We start from the raw sequence: 20,349 nt of genomic DNA on the forward strand, positions 1-20,349 counted from the left end.
ACTTAAATGATAAAGAGTTCAACAGTAGTTCACATATTTTCCCAAAAATAAAAACGGCTGTTTTATGTGGAATAAATCTACAAAACAGCCGTTTTTGGTATTAGATTTCTGTTAAAATTATTGGTTCGCCGCGCGTTACGACAACCGTATGTTCACATTGTGCAACAAGACTTTTATCAGGTGTAACGAATGTCCAGCCGTCGTCACCACGTTCAATAATATGATCAGCTTTCATAGAGATGAACGGTTCTACAGCGATAACAAGACCGTCTTTTAGAAGCGCATTATCCATTGGATCATAGTAACTTAAAATGTGATTTGGTGCTTCATGTAAGCTAAGACCAATGCCGTGACCAGTTAAGTTTTGAATAACATTGTATCCACTTTTATGTGCGAAGTTTGAAACAGCACGACCAATTTGATTTTGTTTTGAGCCAGCTCTAACCTTTTTCATTGCTGCCCAAAATGCATCAACTGCTGCTTGGCAAAGCTTTTCTTTTGCTTCGTCTTCTCCAAGAACAAATGAGATACCTGTATCTGCATAATAGCCATCAAGTGCAGCAGATACATCGACGTTTACTAAGTCGCCTTCTTTTAATACGCGATCTCCTGGAATACCATGAGCAACTTCCTCATTTACACTAATGCAAGTTACACCTGGGAAATCATATTCTTTTTCAGGTGCAGAAATAGCACCATGCTCATCTAATACTTTTTTACCGATCAAATCAAGCTCTTTCGTTGTCATACCTGGCTTCGCTTCTTTTTTCATTTCTTCACGTGCAAGCGCAACGATGCGGCCGATTTTTCGTAAGCCTTCTAAATCTTGTTCATTACGAATAATCATGAAAACCACTGTCCTTCCTCGAATATATATCTTATCCGATTGTATCATGTTTATTTTCGTCCTGCTACTCGCTTGCGGTATGCGGGTTGATTCCTCTCATAAAGAATACATGACAATTGTCATATCGATGTCATGACGCATCATACTGTTTCCTAAGTTTTCCAAGTAATACAATGTAAATATAAGAAACAGCGGGGGTGGAGAGATGGAAAAGATTATTGAAGTAAATGGTGTTTCTAAAACATTTAAACATAAAAACGCAGTAAATAATGTTTCATTTCATGTAAATAAAGGGGAAATAGTAGCGTTACTTGGTCCGAATGGTGCGGGGAAAACAACGACGATGTCGATGATGCTTGGATTAAAGGACCCGACAGAAGGTAAGGTCTTTATATTTGGAAAGAGTCCAAAGCATAGAGATGTTCGTAATAGCCTCGGTGCGATGCTGCAAGAAGTAAGTGTCATTGATAGTATTACGGTGGAAGAGGCAATCGAGTTATTCCGTAGTTATTATACGAATCCTATAGCGAAAGAAACGTTAATGCAGTTATCAAATTTAGAATCAGAGCGAAAGCAAAGATGTGAGAAGTTATCAGGTGGGCAAAAAAGAAGGTTGAATTTTGCGCTTGCACTTGCGGGAAATCCAGATTTGTTATTTTTAGATGAGCCGACAGTCGGAATGGATATTACGTCTCGAAGAATGTTTTGGGAAACGATTCGAAAGTTAGCAAGTGAAGGGAAAACAATTATTTTAACGACGCATTATTTAGAAGAAGCAGATGCTTTAGCAAATCGTATCTTATTATTTGCGAACGGAAAGATTATCGCAGATGGTACACCAGACGAAATGAAAGCGACGATTTCGCGAAAAACAATCACATTTTACTCGAAGGAAAGCATTCCTACAAAATTACTAAAGGAATTACCAAATGTAACAGAAGTAAAGTCAAGCGAAGGACGCTTCATTTTAACAACGGAGGATACGGATGCAACTTTAAAAGCCATTTATCAAAAGAGTTTACCTGTAACAGATGTTTCAGTTGAACGTGGAAGTCTTGATGAAGCATTCGAACAGTTTGTCGCAAATCAGAAGGAGGAAATCGCATGAGAGCATTATGGATGCAATGCAAAATAGAAATTTTACGTACATTCCGCAATAAATTATTTATCTTTTTCTCATTATTAATGCCTGTTATGTTTTACTACATTTTCACAAATGTTGTTCAAGTACCACAAAACGGAGATGCGTGGAAAGCACATTATTTAATTTCGATGGCAACTTTCAGTATTGTAGGGACTGCACTCTTTAGTTTCGGTGTGAGACTTTCTCAGGAAAGAGGGCAAGGATGGACACATCTTCTAAAAATTACACCGCTTCCAGAGGGAGCATATTTAACAGCAAAAATTATCGCTCAAACAGTAGTAAATGCTTTTTCAATATTAGTTATCTTTATTGCAGGGATACTAATTAATCATGTTGAGTTAACGATAGGGCAATGGATTGGTGCGGGATTATGGTTATTGTTAGGGGTAACACCATTTTTAGCGTTAGGAACAGTAATAGGTTCCATTAAGAAGGCGGACGCAGCTGCTGGCTTAGCAAATATTTTAAATATGAGTTTAGCTATAGTTGGCGGGTTATGGATGCCGATTGAAGTATTCCCAAAAATATTAAGAACGATTGGTGAATGGACACCGACATACCATTTCGGAAGTGGTGCGTGGGATATTGTAGCTGGAAAATCAATTGGATGGGAAAATATCGCGGTATTAGGAGGTTATTTCCTTATATTTGTTGTAGTATCAATATATATAAGAAAAAGACAGGAAGCGGTATAAATGATAGAGAAGAAGAGGATTGAGATTTTTCCGAAACATATGGGATTCTTCCCGTATATGTGGTTTGTTTATCTATTATTTCCAATTTATCACTTAGCGCAGGCATCAGGATGGAAGCTTGTAATAGGAAGCGGTATGTTGATAATTTTTATCGTCACATACCGTCAGCTTTATTTTGTTCAGAGGACGTTTGTTTTTTGGGCGTGTATTCAAATGGTACTCATCTTTTTATTTGCTTTATTTTATAATCCTTTTATGATATTTTTTGGCTTTTTCACAGCAAGTGCGATGGGATTTGCGCCAAATAAGAAAGTATTTCGAGTGCTGTTATGTTCGTTAGTTATCATGCTTGGAGCATTTTTATTTGTAAATATGAATCAACTAACAACTACAAGTTTAGTAAATATCGTTCCAATGTTTATTTTAATGCTTCTTACGCCATTTGGTATGCGCAATTTTAATCAGAAAAAGATGTTAAGAAATCAATTGGATCAGGCGAACGAGCAAATTAAAGACTTAGTAAAACGTGAAGAACGGCAGCGGATTGCAAGAGATCTTCATGACACATTAGGGCATACGTTATCTCTTATTACTTTGAAAAGCCAGCTTGTAGAGAAGTTAATTGTGAAAAATCCAGAGCGTGCAAGTGCGGAAGCGAAGGAAATTACACAAACGTCTCGTACAGCCTTAAAACAGCTGAGAGAATTAATTTCTGATATGCGTATGATTACGGTAGAAGAAGAGCTAGAGCAAATAAAAGCGATCTTACAAGCAGCTAATATTGAATTAGAAGTGAGGCAAGAAGCAAAATCGAGCTCGTTATCACCAATTGAACAAAATATTGTCGGGATGTGTTTACGTGAGGCCGTTACAAATGTTGTAAAACATAGTAAGGCAACGCGGTGCGCAGTTTCTGTATTAGAATCACAAGGTGAACTGATTTTGAAAGTAGAAGATAACGGAATCGGTTTAACAGATCAAAATCATGATGGAAATGGTATTCGCGGCATGAAAGAACGAATTGCTCTTATTGATGGATTTGTTGAACTAGGTACAATCAATCCAGGGACGTTATTAACGGTAAAAGTTCCAGTTGTTATTAGAACAGGAAAAGATGAGGTGAGGGCATGATTCGAATTATTATTGCAGAAGACCAGCGGATGCTTCGTGGTGCATTAGGGGCCCTGCTTGATCTAGAAGATGATATCGAAGTAATTGGGCAAGCTGCGAACGGGGAAGAGGCGTTAGAATTAATTGAATCGTTAAAGCCCGATGTAAGTATTATGGATATTGAAATGCCGATTCAAAGTGGATTGGATGTCGCTGAGACTTTAAAGAAAGAAAAATCATCATGCAAAGTAATGATTTTAACAACATTTGCACGGCCGGGATATTTTGAAAGAGCAATGAAAGCTGGTGTGCACGGCTATTTATTAAAGGATAGCCCAAGTGAAGATTTAGCGGCAGCAATTCGTAATGTAATGAAGGGGAAACGAGAGGTCTCCCAAGATTTAATGTTTGGCTTATGGCAGGAGCAAAATCCGTTGTCAGATCGCGAAAAGGAAGTACTGTTGCTTGCGAAAGAAGGAAAGACGGCAAACGAAATTGCGAAGGCACTTTATCTTTCGCCGGGTACAGTACGTAATTATATTTCTGAAGTATTAGCGAAGCTTGATGCGAAAAATAGAATTGAGGCAATTACAATTGCGGAAGAAAAGGGTTGGATATAAAAAGAAGGTTACCTATGAGAGGTAACCTTCTTTTTATAATTATTGTACTTCTATTACTTGATTTACTTTTTGTAACGGTTTGTAACCGTGTGCTTCAAATGCCTTTGCAAATTCATTTGATACGGCAGTGCCATATAAATCTTTGGCAGCTTGTACGATATGAGATTGAAGTGATTCAAAGTCTTCAGCGGAAGTTGCATAATTTTGCAATGCACGCATAACAACTTTACTTACTTTTTCATTTCCTTGTTTTTGAACAGCAACACCGTTATATGTTTTACCTTCAGCTAATTGATATAATACGTGACTGATAATACCAGAATTCACGTGTGATTCTTGATTATTACCATCGTTATAGAAATCTCGTAAATTTGTATATAGTTTATGACCGCCGTCACCAATTTCCCTTGGGATATCACGAATTGTTAGGCCACCTAATGTATCGCCCATAATCCAGTTTCCTTTATCTTTCTTTACGTAATATTCGATTTGTGTACCCCAGAAATCCGCTAATCCCTCGTTTAGTGCAGATGTTTCAGCGCTTGGATATCTCACGACTTTATTTTTCGTCGTGCCACTGAATACAGCATGTCCAAATTCATGAGCTGTTACATCAAGAGCGGATGTTAGTTTTCCGTCTAAACCATCACCAAATACCATTTGGTTCCAAGCGGGATGCCAAAATGCATTTACATAGTCTTCTTTTACACCATCACTAACTTCAGTAGAATCAAAACCGTGTACACTAGCAACAACTTTTGAATCTTTATTGTCGTAACTTTTTAGATTATGTTCTTTCTTAAAGTAATCGTAAATATCACTCATGTTCTTCATAGCGCCCGCGGCTTCTTTATCTGCAAAATTAGGAGTACTACTTGAAATTAGTGTCCCTGGATAACCAGCTTGACTATATCCTCCAAGGGAATCGGCGTAGTTTGCATTATAAATATAAATACCATTTCCGCGTGATAAATCCGCTAAATAAAATTTTCCATCAGTTCCTTTGGCAATATTGAAAGAGATGTTTTCTTGAAGTGCATTTTTCCCAGTTCCTTGCTCACTTGCAGGGGATAATCTAGGTGATGTTACTTGATTTATAGTCTTATTCTCTTTGTTTTTAATGAATTTTTCTTGGAAAAGTACTTCGCCAGTTTTTAAATCAACGATAGCATTGCCGTTTATAATTTGTTCATTGTTTTCATAAGTAAATGTAATAACAGTTGCGAATGTATAATAGCCATCTTTTTTCTTATAAACAACGGTTTCGCTAGAGAATTCTGTCTCAACTGCATCACTTGGAATTTGAACTATATCGCGTAATTTAGATTTTACTTCATTTTTCGACAAAAAATTTGTTATAGTAAGATTAGGTTGTTGATTTAAATTTTGAACAACTTTACCACTAACAGTTGTGATTACTCCATTTTTATCTACTTTTACAATGAGATCTTGGCCATATATTTTATAGTTTTTATATGTTTGTGCAAGGCGAACTTCGGTTTGATTTTCTTTGGTTTCTTTATTTGTAGGTTGGAAATCTACATTTTTTTCAGTAGTGACTTGTTCTTGTTGAGCTTTCGCCCCATTTACCTCACCTTTTAAATACTTTTTAGCAATATTTTCTTTCGTATCATTTTGAGGTTGTGTTAATTTCCCGATTGTTAAACCAGGCTGAGCAATTTCAACTTTGACTGCACTTTTGTCTAATTCTTGAGCATGAATAGCTTCTGTTGATAAAGGGCAAAGAAGACCGAATGTAACGAAAGCACTAGCAAGTTTTCTATAATTCATCTATAACACTCCTAATCTATTATTGTATGTGAGATGAATTGTATGAAAAATTTGCCGAATTTTATATATATTATGCATTATTTCATATCAAAAATTGTCGAATTCACATTATTGTAGTGGTATGACAACTCAAAAAATTAGATTGTTCTAATGGGATGGTGAGTAAGTATGCACGCAGAAAAATTAGGAAGTGAAATTAAGAAAATTAGGGTGATGAGAGGATTAACACAGAAACAGTTATCCGATAATATATGTCATCAATCGGAAGTGAGTAGAATTGAATCGGGTGCGGTATACCCAAGTATGGATATATTGCAAGGTATCGCAGCAAAATTACAAGTTCCTATTATTCATTTTTATGAGGTACTCATTTATTCCGATATTGAAAGAAAAAAACAGTTTAAAGATCAAATCATTATGCTTTGTAAGCAAAAGAAATATAAAGAAATTTATAATAAAGTATGGAATGAGCTGAAAAAGGAAGAATATCATCCTGAATTCCAGCAATTTCTTCAATGGCAATATCATGTAGCAGCTTACATATTAAAGAAAATCGATTACGAATATTGTATTTTAGAATTAAAAAAATTGTTAAATCAACAGTTAGCTGGAATAGACGTATACCAAAATCTTTATATAGAAAATGCGATTGCAAATATTTATGCTGAAAATAGCTATTTTAAGAAGAGTATTGAGTTATTTGAAGATATATTAAAACAATTAGAGGTATTGCATGATAATGAAGAATTTGAAGTGAAGGTAAGATATAATCATGCGAAAGCATTATATTTAGATAATCAATATGAAGAGTCACTTTATCAAGTAAATAAAGCGATTGAAATATCATGCCGAATTAATAGTATGGCATTAATTGGACAGCTATATTATCAAAGAGGTGAATGCCTAGGGAAGTTGGAGTACGATGGGGCAGAGGTTGAAGATGCATATAAAAAGGCAAGCTTCTTTTTTGATATATTAGAAATGCATACATATAAAGAAGCTCTCGTAAATAAAATCAGTAGATAAATATCCTAAAAAATGGGTATGCATAATTGCATATAATAGAGATAAATTTTCATGATATATTAAAATAAAAAATGTGGGTGATGGAATATGAAGAAATTACTTATTGGTAGTTTATTAACGTTAGCGATGGCATGGGGTATTTCATTAGGCGATACGGCATTAGAGAAAAGCCATATAATTTCTCATAACGATCAAGAGGTACAATTAGCTAAAGATTTACCTTTTGAATATTAAAAAACAACCGTCTTACTTAGGCGGTTGTTTTTTTATGGAGTAACATCCAAACGTCTTTACTAGAAACAGGTTTGCTAATAAAGAATCCTTGAATGTGATCACAATTTTGTTTATGTAAAAATTCCCATTCTTCTTCCGTTTCTACACCTTCTGCAATCACTTCTAAATTTAGTTGTTTTGATAGTGTAATAATGGAAGAGACAATTGCTTCTTCTAAAGGGCTAGTTGTAATTCCACAAATAAACTCTCGAGCGATTTTTAATGTGTTGATTGGATATTTTGTTAAATAAGCTAAAGAACTATAACCAGTTCCAAAGTCGTCGATTGAAATTTGAATACCGAGATTTTGAAGTTGTTCTAGTTTTGCAACTACAGATTGATTTTGATTAATTGCGATGCTTTCCGTAATTTCAATATCTAGTGCTTCTGGTTTCAGTTCTGTTTCTTCCAATACCTTTGAAATAGTTGGGATTAAATCTGCATGGTTAAATTGAACAACAGATAAATTTACACCAACTTTTAAGTGAGAGAAACCTTGATTATGCCATCTTTTTGCCTCTAAACAAGCAGTACGTAAAATCCAATTGCCAAGTTCAATAATAAAACCAGTTTCCTCTGCTAGAGGGATAAATTGGGCAGGAGATACGATACCGAGTTTTGGATGCTTCCAACGTATTAATGCTTCAAAACCGATAATTTGTTTTGTTTTTGTGCTTACTTGTGGCTGGTATTCAAGGAAAAATTCATTTTGTTGTAATGCTTTTGAAAGTTCACCTTCTAAGAATTGAATTTCATTTTGAGCGATACTCATTTCTTTTGAGAAGAAAACAAATCTGTTTTTTCCATTTGCTTTCGCACGATACATAGCCATATCAGCATTTTTCATTAACTCATTTACATCAGTTCCATAATCAGGGTACATCGCAATTCCGATACTTGGTGTAATAGAGAGTTCTTCGTCTTGAATGAAGAATGGTTTGTTTAAAATAGTTAAAATCTGTTCAGCTATAAAAATTGCACTTTTTTCGGAGTACATTTCTGGTAATAGAATTGTAAACTCATCTCCACCTTGGCGAGCGACGATATCTTTTGAACGCAAGCAACCGCGTAATCTTTTTGCTACTTCAATTAATAATAAATCTCCGACGTCATGACCAAGTCTATCGTTAATTTTTTTAAATCGATCTAAATCAAGGAACATGACGGCGACATCATTTGCGTTAGTTTGAGCTGTATTTAAAATGGCTTTTAAATCTTTTTCGAACTTTCGACGATTTGGTAATCCAGTAAGTGCATCGTGAAAGGCTAAATGTTCTACTTGTTTTTGTTTTTCATATAAAGTGGTAATATCACGCGCTATCCCAAACATTCCGACCACTTCTTTGTTTATAAAAGTAGGGATAAGTGTAATATGGAGATAATAATAATAGCCTTCTTGTTCTTTTGTACGAACTTCTAACGTTTGTGGCCTACCTTCCTTTGTAATTTGTAAAGCCTTCTTTAGTAGTTCGTGGTCTTTTGAATCAATGAAGTGTACCAGAGAATAGCTTGCCACTTCGCAATAATAGGCAGTAAATAAGCTTTCGCACGCCTTATTAGATTGTTGAAAAATGCCATTCATATTTAAAGAGAAAACGGCATCGGGGTGATCTTCGAATAAAGACTTATAGCGTTGTTCACTTTTTGATAATGCAAATGCACCTTCTTCAACTTCGTCCTCTAGTTGTGTAGTCAACTGTTCATATGTATGAATTAGTGCTTGATTATCTTTCCACATGTAAAGTTGCCGCAAGAATAACAAAATAAGTGATAATACGAGACCGATTAACATGAATTTATCATCCCAAGGTTGAATGATAATAAAAGAAAAAGTAATAATTATACTAAAATAAGGTAGTATAAAACGTACATAATCGAATCGATAATATTTTGTTTTCGTTTCATGCTGCATTGGTTTATCTAAAATATATAGTATGGAAGAAAGTCCAATTAATAAAATAGAAGCAGTGTGTATTAAATAATTAATTTCAGCAGAAGTTTTCATCCCAAAATTCAATTGAAACAGATGAATATAACCGTATACGAGTATAATAGTGAAACCGATAATTAATGCAATTCTACTAGAAGAATATTGTTCTCTTCTATATAGGCTAATAACGGCGTAAATTACTAATGATTGTGCAATGAAATACCCAATTAAAATCCAAGTATCCTTTGTTAACATGCGGAAGCTTGAAAGGTCTAAGATAAAAGTTAAGGTGAAATAAATGTTCATAATAATAATAAAGATGCTATCGAATGAAAATTGAGAAAGCCCCTTAATAGAATAATTTTTTATAAACTTTATAGCAAATCCAACAAAGAGCAAAATATATTGTATGATAAAAAAAGGTAATGCTTTATATGAAAATATAGATTGATCATGTATAGAAAGTGAACTAAGAAATAGGGTTATCTCCATAACTAACCCACATAGGCAAGTACATAGTAATAAAATCCAAAATAGTTTATCGCTGCGTTTCATTCTCTTAATAGCTTTATATAAACAGTGACAAGAAAAAAGTGCAGCGAAACAGAATAAGAAAAGAATTCCAATCTCCTTTATATGCGATTCATTTGGAATAAAGAGTATCCAAAGAGCAAATATAGATATGTATATTATGACAAATTGTACATATTTTTTTTGATTAATCATATTATGACTCCGTTTCAATAAAGTTGAATCTCGAGGGAATGCTAATTTAAATAATAGCATATAAAATAGGATGTTTTTTACTATAAAAATTACTTTTTTGAAAAAATGGTGCAAAGTTACAATTTACCACTGTAACATTGCACCACCTATTCTTTTAATTCCTCTTATAGCAGAAAGTTCATCTATTAATTGGAATAGTGCTAAGTCTTTTTGTTTACTTTCAATCATAATATCGAAATTATGATTGTGTTTTTTTGCAATGTGTAAGAAAGGCTTAATAAACTCTAAATCGATATATTCAGCATGAGCCCTAAATTCTTTTTCCGATCTCGGGGAGGAAATGTGAACTTTAGGAGAGATATTTGTATGTGACCAAGTTTCAAAAATTGCAGGAAGCAACTCTTCTAGTGGTTCCTCGCAAAGATTGGCCATATGATGATGATAATCAAATACAAATGGAATATTTTCTTTTTGGCAAATTGATAAAGTTTCAGCGGTTGTATAGGTTTTATCATCATTTTCAAGAGTCATTTGTTTTTTTATATGTGTAGGAAGTTTTTTTATGTTTTCATGGAAGCGCTCAATTGCCTTTTCTTTATTTCCATAGGCTCCACCTACATGAATATTAATGTAAGAAGAATCTGCAATGCCTATAGCATCCAATATTTTATAATGATAAGTCATATCCGTAATAGCGTTAGTAGTAATATGTGGCTTGTCGCTTGTAAATAGCGTAAATTGATTTGGATGAAAACTTATTCGTAAATTGTGTTCTTTAATTAAAGCCCCTATTTTACGCCAAAGTGGTGTGAATACCCCAATATAGTCAAACTCGACTTCGGGATGTGTTGCAAGTGGGACGATGGAAGACGATAGGCGATATAGTGGGATTTCATGCGCTATATTGTAATGAAGGATACGTATTGTGTGCTCTAAATTTTGCCTTATAACATGGTACAGTTTGTCTTCTCGCTCTTGCTTGCTGAGTTTCTTAAAGCTTGTAAACGTCATTGTTTTGGCAGGAGAACAGTCCCAGAGTGCCATTGCATGTGAGACATATCCAAACCGTATAAGCATATGAGATACACCTCTTTTATTCATTGTCTTTCCTATAAAAAGAAAGCAAACATTGTTCCAATCCATTCCTTTCCTCTATCGATAAGAGAAGGCGGGTTTACATCGCTATAGGAAAGTACAGATGCATTCTCTAGATCTTCATGGAATTTCTTTTTTACTGTTTGAATGAAATGTTTATTATATAACAGGCAGTTTATTTCATGGTTAATATATAAACTTCTCATATCAAAGTTTGCTGTTCCGATATCGCAAATATCATCGTCTACTATAATAATTTTGGCGTGAAAAAAACCTTGTTGAAATGCATAAATATTGCAACCAGCCTGTATTAATTTTCGGCAGTACGGAAATTTGGCTTCTCGAACAAGAGGGTGATCAGCTTTTTCTGGAACAAGAATTGTGATTTGAACCCCTCTTTCTCTTGCTTTTAATAAGGCATTCATAATTTTTTTTCCAGGAATGAAATATGGTGTACCGATACAGATTTCTTTTTTTGCCGCGTTAATTAAATGTAAAAAAGTATGCTGTAAATAAGCCCCATCAGTCGGAATAAATTGATGCAGGATGGTACCTGGGTTTTGTTTTGGAAAATAAAGAGAAGCATCTAATAAATTTTGTTTCGTATCATCAAACCAGTCATGCAAAAATTGCTTTTGTAAATCTTGAACCCCTTCTCCTGTAAGACGTAAATGGTAGTCTCGCCATAATCCTAAATATTCATTATGCCCTAGATACTCTTCACCGATATTAAATCCCCCGATATAGCCGGTTTTCCCATCAATCACTGTAATTTTCCTATGATTTCGTTGATTGGCAGAAAAGAAAGGCAGAGGAAATTTTACCTTATGACAAAATGAAAAAGATACACCATGTTTTTGCAGGGAGCGAATAGCTTCGTTTGATAAAGAATGGCTGCCAAATCGATCAAGTAAAAGTCGTACTTCAATTCCTTCCTGAGCCTTATCAGTCAGCAATTTTAAAAATTCACGACTGATTTTATCGTTTTTTACAATGAAGAATAAAATATGAATGTGATGCTGTGCTTGTTTTATATCAGTAAATAAAGCGTCATACAAATCTTTCCCGTATGTATAAAGGTGAAAATCACTTTGACGTAAAGGGAAAGTGCGAGAGCTTACTCGTTTTAAATGAAGAAGTCTCCCGTATGAAAGGTCAATTGTAATCCAAAGAGCAACGGATATTAACAAAAGAGATAAGTAGAGCATTAGTGAATTCCCTCCTTCGCATTCTTTTCACCTTCAGTGTGTTACAAATGATACGGGTAGCACGGCTGTTATTATAAATTTCTTTAGAGGATAGATCTTGTACTGATTAAAGGTTCACTTTATCCCGCTTTAACGGGCAGTAAGCTTCCTATTTCAAAAATTGATGAATAAGCAGAAGCTAGTTTGGAAATCAACTGCCCGTAAAAGCCCGATTGGTTCAACTAATAATCAGCGGGGGATGAACCACCCCTGCTGATTAAAGTTTCACTTTATAGTTTCACCGAAATAAACAGCTTTATGAAAAAATGTGTTGTTCTATAACAAAAAACTGTTGACTGAATGCTCACTCATTATATAATGGGGATAGGGGATATAATTCAGAAAATTATATATTTTTGAAGATTCAAAAAAGAAAGAGGGCTTACAAAGAGAGGGGTAGCATAAAAATGAATAGCTTACTGATCATTAATTGGCTGGCTGCCATTGCTGTTATTGCTTATGCAGGATATTTGTTTGTATATCTTATACGGACGAGAATGGCCTACATACAATTAGGAAAAAAAATTGAATTTGACCGTCGTTTTAAAGAGCGTTGGGATCTCCTTAAGGTCAATGTTTTCGGTCAAAAAAAGCTGCTGAAAGATAAGAAAAGCGGCATCATTCACGTTATGTTCTTTTACGGATTTATTCTTGTCCAATTTGGAGCAATTGACTTCGTTTGGAAAGGACTCGCACCAGGATCACATCTTCCACTTGGACCACTATACCCTGCATTTACATTCTTCCAGGAAATTGTCACACTTGTTATTTTAATTGCAGTATTTTGGGCTTTTCATAGACGTTATGTAGAAAAGCTTGTTCGTTTAAAACGTAACTTCAAATCAGGTCTTGTTCTTATCTTTATCGGTGGCTTAATGATTTCTGTGCTACTTGGTAACGGTATGGGACTTATATGGCATGGCGAGGAGCTTTCATGGAGTGAACCAATTGCTTCTGCAATCGCTTACGTTTTTGGCGGGATAAATGAAACCGTAGCCATTTCAGTGTTCTATTTTTCTTGGTGGGTGCATTTACTAATTTTGTTAACGTTTTTAGTGTATGTTCCACAATCAAAACATGCGCATTTAATTGCAGGACCAGCTAATGTATTCTTCGGTCGTCTTTCAAACCCAGGGAAGCTTGAAAAGATTGATTTTGAAGATGAAACGCAAGAAACATTTGGTGTTGGTAAAATTGAAGACTTTAGACAAAATCAACTTATTGACTTATACGCTTGTGTAGAGTGTGGCCGTTGTACAAATATGTGTCCGGCGACAGGAACAGGAAAAATGTTATCGCCGATGGACTTAATTTTAAAACTTCGCGATCATTTAACTGATAAAGGAGCTGCGGTAACATCAAAAGCACCGTGGGTTCCAGTAGTTGCCTTCAATAATACACAAGGAAATCAGTTAGCGATGATGGCAGCTGGAAAAGGACAACAAGAATCAGCGTCTACAACGCTCGCTTACGATCCGAGTTTAATCGGAGATGTTATTACAGAAGAAGAGATTTGGGCATGTACAACGTGTCGTAACTGTGAAGATCAATGCCCAGTTATGAATGAGCATGTTGACAAAATTATTGATTTACGTCGATATCTCGTTTTAACAGAAGGAAAAATGGACGCGGAAGCACAACGCGCGATGACAAATATCGAGCGTCAAGGGAATCCGTGGGGTCTGAACCGTAAAGAGCGTGAAACATGGCGCCAAGGTGATGACGAAGTAACAGTTCCAACTGTAAAAGAAAAATCAAAAGCTGGGGAGGAATTCGAGTATTTATTCTGGGTTGGTTCAATGGGATCATACGACAATCGTAGTCAGAAGATTGCGATATCGTTTGCGAAGTTAATGAACGAAGCAGGTATTTCATTCGCAATTCTCGGTAATAAAGAAAAGAATTCTGGAGATACACCACGCCGCCTCGGAAATGAATTTGTATTCCAAGAGATGGCGACAAAGAATATCGAAGAATTTGAAAAGGCAGGAGTGAAGAAAATCGTTACGATTGATCCTCATGCTTATAACACATTTAAAAATGAGTATCCGGACTTTGGCTTGCAAGCAGAAGTCTATCATCATACAGAATTGTTAGCTCAGTGGGTGAAAGAAGGGCGCTTAAAGCCTGTTCACGCTATTGAAGAAACAGTTACGTACCATGATTCCTGTTACTTAGGAAGATACAACGAAGTGTACGAAGCGCCACGTGACATTTTGAAAGCGATTCCTGGAGTGAATCTTGTAGAAATGGCACGTAACCGTGAAACTGGAATGTGCTGTGGCGCAGGTGGTGGCTTAATGTGGATGGAAGAAACAACAGGTTCTCGTATTAACGTTGCTCGTACAGAACAAGCATTAGCTGTACAGCCATCCATTATCGGTACAGGTTGTCCATATTGCTTAACGATGATCAGTGATGGAACGAAAGCGAAAGAGGTAGAAGAGAAAGTTCAAACTCTTGATGTGACAGAGATTTTAGAACGATCTGTTATCGGACAGAAAAAAGAAGCAATGTAGTTTGTAAGAATGTATACAACTTTAGAAAGAGGTGCAATGATTGCACCTCTTCTCAACGTAGGGATACCGAGCGAGCGCTCAGTGTTAAAAAATGAAATGGGGGAAAGAAACATGAGTAAAACAGTTATTTTAAGTGCCGCAAGAACACCAGTTGGAAAATTTGGAGGATCTTTAAAGGATGTAAAAGCGACGGAACTTGGAGGAATTGCAATTAAAGCAGCACTTGAAAGAGCAAATGTTGCGGCTAGTGATGTTGAAGAAGTTATATTTGGAACGGTTATTCAAGGTGGGCAGGGACAAATTCCATCGCGCCAAGCTGCGAGGGCTGCTGGAATCCCTTGGGAAGTGCAGACGGAAACAGTGAATAAAGTTTGTGCATCAGGGCTTCGTGCGGTTACGTTAGCGGATCAGATTATTCGTACTGGCGATCAATCACTGATTGTAGCTGGCGGTATGGAGTCGATGAGTAACAGTCCTTACATTTTACGTGGAGCAAGATGGGGATACAGAATGGGCAACAACGAAGTTATTGATTTAAACGTTGCTGACGGTTTAACATGCGCATTTTCAGGTACACACATGGGCGTTTATGGCGGAGAAGTTGCAAAGGAAGATGGAATTTCTCGTGAAGCGCAAGATGAATGGGCATATCGTAGCCATCAGCGTGCGGTTTCAGCGCATAAAGAAGGGCGTTTTGAAGAGGAAATCGTGCCAGTAACGATTCCGCAAAGAAAAGGCGATCCTATTGTCGTTGCAAAGGATGAGGCGCCACGTGAAGATACAACGATTGAAAAGTTAGCAAAGTTAAAACCTGTATTTGATAAGACAGCGACGGTGACAGCTGGTAATGCGCCGGGACTAAACGATGGTGGTGCCGCACTTGTATTAATGAGCGAAGACAGAGCGAAGCAAGAAGGAAGAAAGCCATTAGCGACAATTTTGGCGCATACAGCAATTGCAGTGGAATCTAAAGATTTCCCAAGAACTCCAGGTTATGCAATTAACGCATTGCTTGAAAAAACAGGAAAGACAATTGAAGACATTGATTTATTCGAGATTAATGAAGCCTTTGCAGCGGTAGCAATTGCAAGTACAGAAATCGCAGGAATTGATCCGGAAAAATTGAATGTAAATGGCGGCGCGGTAGCGATGGGACATCCAATTGGAGCAAGCGGAGCGCGCATTATCGTTACACTAATCCATGCACTTAAGCAGCGCGGCGGTGGAATTGGAATTGCTTCGATTTGTAGCGGTGGCGGTCAAGGGGACGCAGTGATGATTGAAGTTCACTAATTAAAGTTCGAGGGTATAAAATTTATTAACAATTAAGGGGGAAGAAAAATGGGTGTACAAAACATTGTTGTAATTGGTGCAGGGCAAATGGGATCAGGAATTGCACAAGTATGTGCAATGGCAGGATATGACGTGAAGGTACAAGATTTAAAGCAAGAGCAATTAGATAGAGGATTGGCTATCATTACGAAAAACTTAGCACGCCAAGTAGAAAAAGGACGTATGAAGGAAGAAGAGAAGGAAGCCACATTAAATCGTCTTACAGTAACGCTTGATTTAGATTGTGTGAAAGAAGCGGATCTTATTATTGAAGCAGCTGTTGAGAAAATGGATATTAAAAAGAAAATCTTTGCGAATCTAGATGAAATTGCTCCAGAACACGCAATTTTAGCAACGAATACGTCATCTCTGCCAATTACAGAAATTGCAGCGGTAACGAAGCGTCCGGAAAAAGTAATCGGTATGCACTTTATGAATCCAGTTCCAGTTATGAAGCTTGTTGAGATTATTCGTGGTTTGGCTACCGATGATGCGGTATATGAAGCAATTGAAGATATTACGAAAAAAATTGGGAAAGTACCAGTTGAAGTGAATGATTTCCCAGGTTTTGTATCAAATCGTATTTTGCTACCGATGATTAACGAAGCAATTTATACGTTATATGAAGGTGTAGCGACGAAAGAAGCAATTGATGAAGTCATGAAGCTTGGTATGAACCATCCGATGGGGCCTTTGACACTCGCCGATTTTATCGGTTTAGATACGTGTTTATACATTATGGAAGTGTTGCATGAAGGATTAGGAGATAGTAAATATCGCCCATGTCCGTTATTACGTAAGTATGTGAATGCAGGATGGTTAGGGCGTAAAACAGGTCGTGGATTCTACGTTTACGAATAAATGCCCCCTTTGTTACAACATAGTGGTCTTACCAAATTATTTAAAGGATATATAGCAAATGGAGGCGGAATATATGAACTTTCGTTTTAATGAAGAGCAGCAAATGATGAGGAAAATGGTTCGGGATTTTGCACAGAAGGAAATAGCTCCCTTTGTTCCTAGTATGGAACAAGGGGTGTTCCCGAAAGAGATTTTGCAAAAGATGGGTGAGCTTGGATTAATGGGTATTCCAGCGCCTGCAAAATACGGTGGGGCAGAAATGGACTTTATATCTTACATTCTAGCAATTGAGGAAATCTCAAAGGTAAGTGCAACAGTTGGTGTAATTTTAGCTGTACATACGTCAGTTGGAATGAATCCGATTTTATATTTCGGAACAGAAGAACAGAAGAAAAAATATGTTTCTAAACTTGCAACTGGGGAATATTTAGGTGCATTTGCTTTAACAGAGCCAAATGCAGGATCAGATGCAGGGAGTTTGAAATCAAGAGCTGTGAAAAAAGGTGATCATTATATTATTAATGGATCGAAAGTGTTTATTACAAATGGTGGTGAAGCAAGTACATACATTGTATTCGCTTCTACAAATCCAGAGGCAGGAAAAAGTGGTATTTCTGCATTTATAGTAGAGAAAGATACACCTGGTTTAATCATCGGAAAAGATGAACATAAGATGGGACTTCTCGGTTCTCGTACAGTACAACTTACTTTTGAAGATATGAAAGTGCCAGCTGAGAATTTACTTGGGGAAGAAGGACAAGGATTTAAGGTGGCGATGGCGAATTTAGATGTTGGGCGAATTGGAATCGGTGCGCAGGCGTTAGGAATTGCTGAAGCGGCGCTTGGCTGTGCAATTGATTATGCAAAAGAAAGAGAGCAATTCGGGAAGCCAATTGCGGCGCAGCAAGGGATTGGCTTCAAGCTTGCAGATATGGCAACAAGTGTCGAGGCAGCAAGGTTACTCGTATATAGAGCGGCATCTCTTAGGGCACAAGGATTACCATGCGGTAAAGAAGCATCTATTGCGAAATTATTTGCTTCTAAGACAGCGGTTGAAGTCGCGATTGAGGCGGTGCAAGTATTTGGTGGTTACGGTTATACGAAAGACTATCCAGTAGAACGATTTTTCCGTGATGCGAAAATTACGCAAATATATGAAGGAACAAGTGAAATACAGAAACTTGTTATTAGCCGTGCTTTATAAAAGGGCGAGGGGGAGACGGAGATGCATTTTAAACTATCAGAAGAACATGAAATGATAAGAAAAATGGTTCGAGATTTTGCTAAAAATGAAGTGGCACCAACAGCAGCTGAGCGTGATGAAGAAGAGCGATTTGATCGAGAGTTATTTGATCAAATGGCAGAGCTTGGTTTAACTGGTATTCCATGGCCTGAAGAGTACGGTGGAATTGGAAGCGATTACTTAGCATACGTAATCGCTATTGAAGAATTATCTCGCGTTTGTGCTTCAACAGGTGTAACACTGTCTGCGCATACTTCACTTGCGGGATGGCCAATTTTTAAATTTGGGACGGAAGAGCAAAAGCAAAAGTTTTTACGGCCGATGGCTGAAGGGAAGAAAATTGGTGCATACGGCTTAACGGAACCAGGATCTGGATCGGATGCTGGTGGAATGAAGACAATCGCAAAGAGAGATGGCGATCATTATATTTTAAATGGATCAAAAATTTTCATTACAAATGGCGGTATTGCTGATATTTATGTTGTTTTTGCGCTAACTGATCCTGAATCGAAGCAGCGCGGTACGAGTGCATTTATTGTAGAAAGTGATACACCGGGATTTTCAGTTGGGAAGAAGGAGAGCAAGCTAGGGATTCGCTCTTCACCAACGACTGAAATTATGTTTGAAGATTGCCGTATTCCTGTAGAGAATCTACTTGGAGGAGAGGGGCAAGGGTTTAAAGTTGCGATGCAAACATTAGATGGAGGTCGTAACGGTATTGCGGCGCAAGCTGTTGGGATTGCACAAGGAGCTTTAGATGCTTCTGTAGAATATGCAAGGGAGCGCCATCAGTTTGGAAAACCAATTGCGGCGCAGCAAGGGATTGGCTTTAAACTTGCGGATATGGCAACAGATGTAGAAGCAGCACGCCTTTTAACATATCAAGCGGCTTGGCTTGAATCAGAAGGGCTTCCGTATGGAAAAGAATCAGCGATGTCAAAAGTATTTGCAGGCGATGCAGCGATGAAGGTGACGACTGAAGCGGTGCAAGTATTTGGTGGTTACGGTTATACGAAAGATTATCCAGTAGAGCGTTATATGCGAGATGCAAAGATTACACAAATATATGAAGGAACACAAGAGATTCAGAGGCTTGTAATTTCTCGTATGTTAACGAAGTAGGAACGAAAGCGTAGGTATTTTCCTACGCTTTTTCCTTCCAAAAAATAATAGAGAGAGGTGAAGGGAATGGTTAAACATAATGTGCATGCATCGGTGAAAGATGAAAAATTAGTTGCGTTAAGACGTGAACAAATGATTAAAGGTGCGGTGCAACTGTTTAAACAAAAAGGATTTCCGCGTACAACAACGAGAGAGATTGCAAAAGCGGCTGGGTTTAGTATAGGGACACTTTATGAGTACATTCGTACCAAAGATGATGTTTTATATTTAGTTTGTGATAGTATATATGAACATGTAAAAGAAAGATTAGAGGAAGTAGTGTGTACAGAAAAAGGGAGTATAGAAAGTTTAAAGATAGCAATAACGAATTACTTTAAAGTGATGGACGAATTACAGGAAGAAGTATTGATAATGTATCAAGAGGTACGCTTTTTACCGAAAGAATCACTTCCGTATGTATTAGAAAAGGAGTTTCAAATGGTAGGAATGTTCGAGAATATTTTAGAACAGTGTACGGAAAATGGAACATTTACATTAAATAAAAAAGAAATACAGCTTCTTGCGCATAATATTTTTATACAAGGACAGATGTGGGGATTTAGACGCTGGGCGCTGCAAAAACTGTATACGCTCGAAGAATATACAGAAATGCAAATTAGGTATGTATTGCAAGGGGCCCATATGCTTCCGAAATAAGGAACAGACAAATTATAATTTTACTACCCTATAAAAGTTTCCCGTTTTTTTTGTAGCATATTTGTGCGACTT

Annotated in this window: 17 protein-coding genes; 12 read left to right on the top strand and 5 right to left on the bottom strand. The window is 36.8% G+C overall.

Going from position 1 to position 20,349, the window contains the following annotated elements; all coding sequences use genetic code 11:
- Window positions 1-100: 100 nt before the first annotated feature.
- Window positions 101-895, bottom strand: coding sequence for a type I methionyl aminopeptidase (gene map, locus ACTFR3_RS23200; RefSeq protein ID WP_047792083.1), 795 nt, complete (start codon window positions 893-895; stop codon window positions 101-103).
- Between the two features lie 157 nt (window positions 896-1,052).
- Here map and ACTFR3_RS23205 point away from each other — a divergent pair, with 157 nt between their 5' ends.
- From ACTFR3_RS23205 to ACTFR3_RS23220, 4 genes are read left to right on the top strand one after another with little or no spacing between them, the layout of a single operon-like run.
- The gene (locus tag ACTFR3_RS23205; protein ID WP_071740957.1) at window positions 1,053-1,955 is read left to right on the top strand and encodes an ABC transporter ATP-binding protein; all 903 of its coding nucleotides are present in this window, start codon (window positions 1,053-1,055) and stop codon (window positions 1,953-1,955) included.
- Window positions 1,952-2,686, top strand: a complete 735-nt coding sequence (locus ACTFR3_RS23210; RefSeq protein WP_001202429.1) for an ABC transporter permease — start codon at window positions 1,952-1,954, stop codon at window positions 2,684-2,686. The genes ACTFR3_RS23205 and ACTFR3_RS23210 overlap by 4 nt, the downstream gene beginning before the upstream one ends.
- Window positions 2,687-3,817: a sensor histidine kinase gene (locus tag ACTFR3_RS23215; protein WP_440044831.1), complete on the top strand. Its 1,131-nt coding sequence runs from the start codon at window positions 2,687-2,689 to the stop codon at window positions 3,815-3,817.
- Window positions 3,814-4,416: a response regulator transcription factor gene (locus ACTFR3_RS23220; RefSeq protein WP_000619237.1), complete on the top strand. Its 603-nt coding sequence runs from the start codon at window positions 3,814-3,816 to the stop codon at window positions 4,414-4,416. The genes ACTFR3_RS23215 and ACTFR3_RS23220 overlap by 4 nt, the downstream gene beginning before the upstream one ends.
- Window positions 4,417-4,455: 39 nt before the next feature.
- Here ACTFR3_RS23220 and ACTFR3_RS23225 read toward each other — a convergent pair whose 3' ends face one another.
- On the bottom strand, window positions 4,456-6,207 hold the full coding sequence (locus tag ACTFR3_RS23225; RefSeq protein WP_440044832.1) for a M4 family metallopeptidase: 1,752 nt from the start codon (window positions 6,205-6,207) through the stop codon (window positions 4,456-4,458).
- A 168-nt stretch (window positions 6,208-6,375) separates the two neighbouring features.
- Here ACTFR3_RS23225 and plcR point away from each other — a divergent pair, with 168 nt between their 5' ends.
- Both plcR and ACTFR3_RS23235 read left to right on the top strand, forming a co-directional pair.
- Window positions 6,376-7,233, top strand: coding sequence for a transcriptional regulator PlcR (plcR, locus tag ACTFR3_RS23230; RefSeq protein ID WP_061457925.1), 858 nt, complete (start codon window positions 6,376-6,378; stop codon window positions 7,231-7,233).
- 87 nt (window positions 7,234-7,320) lie between these two features.
- The gene (locus tag ACTFR3_RS23235) at window positions 7,321-7,467 is read left to right on the top strand and encodes a quorum-sensing peptide PapR (protein WP_000734730.1); all 147 of its coding nucleotides are present in this window, start codon (window positions 7,321-7,323) and stop codon (window positions 7,465-7,467) included.
- Window positions 7,468-7,483: 16 nt separating this feature from the next.
- On the opposite strand, the gene ACTFR3_RS23240 is transcribed toward ACTFR3_RS23235, so the two are convergent.
- The 3 genes from ACTFR3_RS23240 to cls all read right to left on the bottom strand — a co-directional run bounded on the left by ACTFR3_RS23240 (window position 7,484) and on the right by cls (window position 12,465).
- A complete protein-coding gene (locus ACTFR3_RS23240; RefSeq protein ID WP_440044833.1) occupies window positions 7,484-10,162 on the bottom strand; it encodes a DUF4084 domain-containing protein in 2,679 nt (892 codons plus the stop codon).
- A gap of 123 nt (window positions 10,163-10,285) precedes the next feature.
- A complete protein-coding gene (gene uvsE / locus ACTFR3_RS23245; protein ID WP_002184090.1) occupies window positions 10,286-11,239 on the bottom strand; it encodes a UV DNA damage repair endonuclease UvsE in 954 nt (317 codons plus the stop codon).
- Window positions 11,240-11,271: 32 nt separating this feature from the next.
- Window positions 11,272-12,465 (bottom strand): cardiolipin synthase, encoded by a 1,194-nt coding sequence (cls, locus tag ACTFR3_RS23250; RefSeq protein WP_440044834.1) that lies wholly within the window; start codon window positions 12,463-12,465, stop codon window positions 11,272-11,274.
- 446 nt (window positions 12,466-12,911) lie between these two features.
- Between cls and ACTFR3_RS23255 the strand changes: the two genes are divergently transcribed.
- From ACTFR3_RS23255 to ACTFR3_RS23280, 6 genes are all read left to right on the top strand, one after another.
- The gene (locus ACTFR3_RS23255) at window positions 12,912-15,023 is read left to right on the top strand and encodes a heterodisulfide reductase-related iron-sulfur binding cluster (RefSeq protein ID WP_440044835.1); all 2,112 of its coding nucleotides are present in this window, start codon (window positions 12,912-12,914) and stop codon (window positions 15,021-15,023) included.
- A gap of 9 nt (window positions 15,024-15,032) precedes the next feature.
- Window positions 15,033-16,316 carry an acetyl-CoA C-acetyltransferase gene (locus ACTFR3_RS23260; protein ID WP_002026635.1) on the top strand — a complete coding sequence of 428 codons (1,284 nt, stop codon included), beginning with the start codon at window positions 15,033-15,035 and terminating at the stop codon, window positions 16,314-16,316.
- A 48-nt stretch (window positions 16,317-16,364) separates the two neighbouring features.
- Entirely contained in the window at window positions 16,365-17,216 is an 852-nt protein-coding gene (locus tag ACTFR3_RS23265) for a 3-hydroxybutyryl-CoA dehydrogenase (RefSeq protein WP_000538874.1), read from the top strand.
- 73 nt (window positions 17,217-17,289) lie between these two features.
- Window positions 17,290-18,420 (top strand): acyl-CoA dehydrogenase, encoded by a 1,131-nt coding sequence (locus ACTFR3_RS23270; RefSeq protein ID WP_001011179.1) that lies wholly within the window; start codon window positions 17,290-17,292, stop codon window positions 18,418-18,420.
- A gap of 21 nt (window positions 18,421-18,441) precedes the next feature.
- Complete coding sequence (gene acdA / locus ACTFR3_RS23275; protein ID WP_000545545.1) at window positions 18,442-19,581, top strand: acyl-CoA dehydrogenase AcdA; 1,140 nt, start codon at window positions 18,442-18,444, stop codon at window positions 19,579-19,581.
- A gap of 66 nt (window positions 19,582-19,647) precedes the next feature.
- Window positions 19,648-20,277 (top strand): TetR/AcrR family transcriptional regulator, encoded by a 630-nt coding sequence (locus ACTFR3_RS23280; RefSeq protein ID WP_000238599.1) that lies wholly within the window; start codon window positions 19,648-19,650, stop codon window positions 20,275-20,277.
- Window positions 20,278-20,349: the final 72 nt, after the last annotated feature.

Origin of the sequence: Bacillus cereus group sp. MYBK14-1 (genome assembly GCF_051916885.1) — a bacterium.
Taxonomy (GTDB): domain Bacteria; phylum Bacillota; class Bacilli; order Bacillales; family Bacillaceae_G; genus Bacillus_A; species Bacillus_A cereus.

Bases quoted from the DNA above. Each gene is read 5' to 3' on its own strand.
- map (WP_047792083.1), bottom strand. From the start codon at position 895: ATGATACAATCGGATAAGATATATATTCGAGGAAGGACAGTGGTTTTC.
- ACTFR3_RS23205 (WP_071740957.1), top strand. From the start codon at position 1,053: ATGGAAAAGATTATTGAAGTAAATGGTGTTTCTAAAACATTTAAACAT.
- ACTFR3_RS23210 (WP_001202429.1), top strand. From the start codon at position 1,952: ATGAGAGCATTATGGATGCAATGCAAAATAGAAATTTTACGTACATTC.
- ACTFR3_RS23215 (WP_440044831.1), top strand. From the start codon at position 2,687: ATGATAGAGAAGAAGAGGATTGAGATTTTTCCGAAACATATGGGATTC.
- ACTFR3_RS23220 (WP_000619237.1), top strand. From the start codon at position 3,814: ATGATTCGAATTATTATTGCAGAAGACCAGCGGATGCTTCGTGGTGCA.
- ACTFR3_RS23225 (WP_440044832.1), bottom strand. From the start codon at position 6,207: ATGAATTATAGAAAACTTGCTAGTGCTTTCGTTACATTCGGTCTTCTT.
- plcR (WP_061457925.1), top strand. From the start codon at position 6,376: ATGCACGCAGAAAAATTAGGAAGTGAAATTAAGAAAATTAGGGTGATG.
- ACTFR3_RS23235 (WP_000734730.1), top strand. From the start codon at position 7,321: ATGAAGAAATTACTTATTGGTAGTTTATTAACGTTAGCGATGGCATGG.
- ACTFR3_RS23240 (WP_440044833.1), bottom strand. From the start codon at position 10,162: ATGATTAATCAAAAAAAATATGTACAATTTGTCATAATATACATATCT.
- uvsE (WP_002184090.1), bottom strand. From the start codon at position 11,239: ATGCTTATACGGTTTGGATATGTCTCACATGCAATGGCACTCTGGGAC.
- cls (WP_440044834.1), bottom strand. From the start codon at position 12,465: ATGCTCTACTTATCTCTTTTGTTAATATCCGTTGCTCTTTGGATTACA.
- ACTFR3_RS23255 (WP_440044835.1), top strand. From the start codon at position 12,912: ATGAATAGCTTACTGATCATTAATTGGCTGGCTGCCATTGCTGTTATT.
- ACTFR3_RS23260 (WP_002026635.1), top strand. From the start codon at position 15,033: ATGTATACAACTTTAGAAAGAGGTGCAATGATTGCACCTCTTCTCAAC.
- ACTFR3_RS23265 (WP_000538874.1), top strand. From the start codon at position 16,365: ATGGGTGTACAAAACATTGTTGTAATTGGTGCAGGGCAAATGGGATCA.
- ACTFR3_RS23270 (WP_001011179.1), top strand. From the start codon at position 17,290: ATGAACTTTCGTTTTAATGAAGAGCAGCAAATGATGAGGAAAATGGTT.
- acdA (WP_000545545.1), top strand. From the start codon at position 18,442: ATGCATTTTAAACTATCAGAAGAACATGAAATGATAAGAAAAATGGTT.
- ACTFR3_RS23280 (WP_000238599.1), top strand. From the start codon at position 19,648: ATGGTTAAACATAATGTGCATGCATCGGTGAAAGATGAAAAATTAGTT.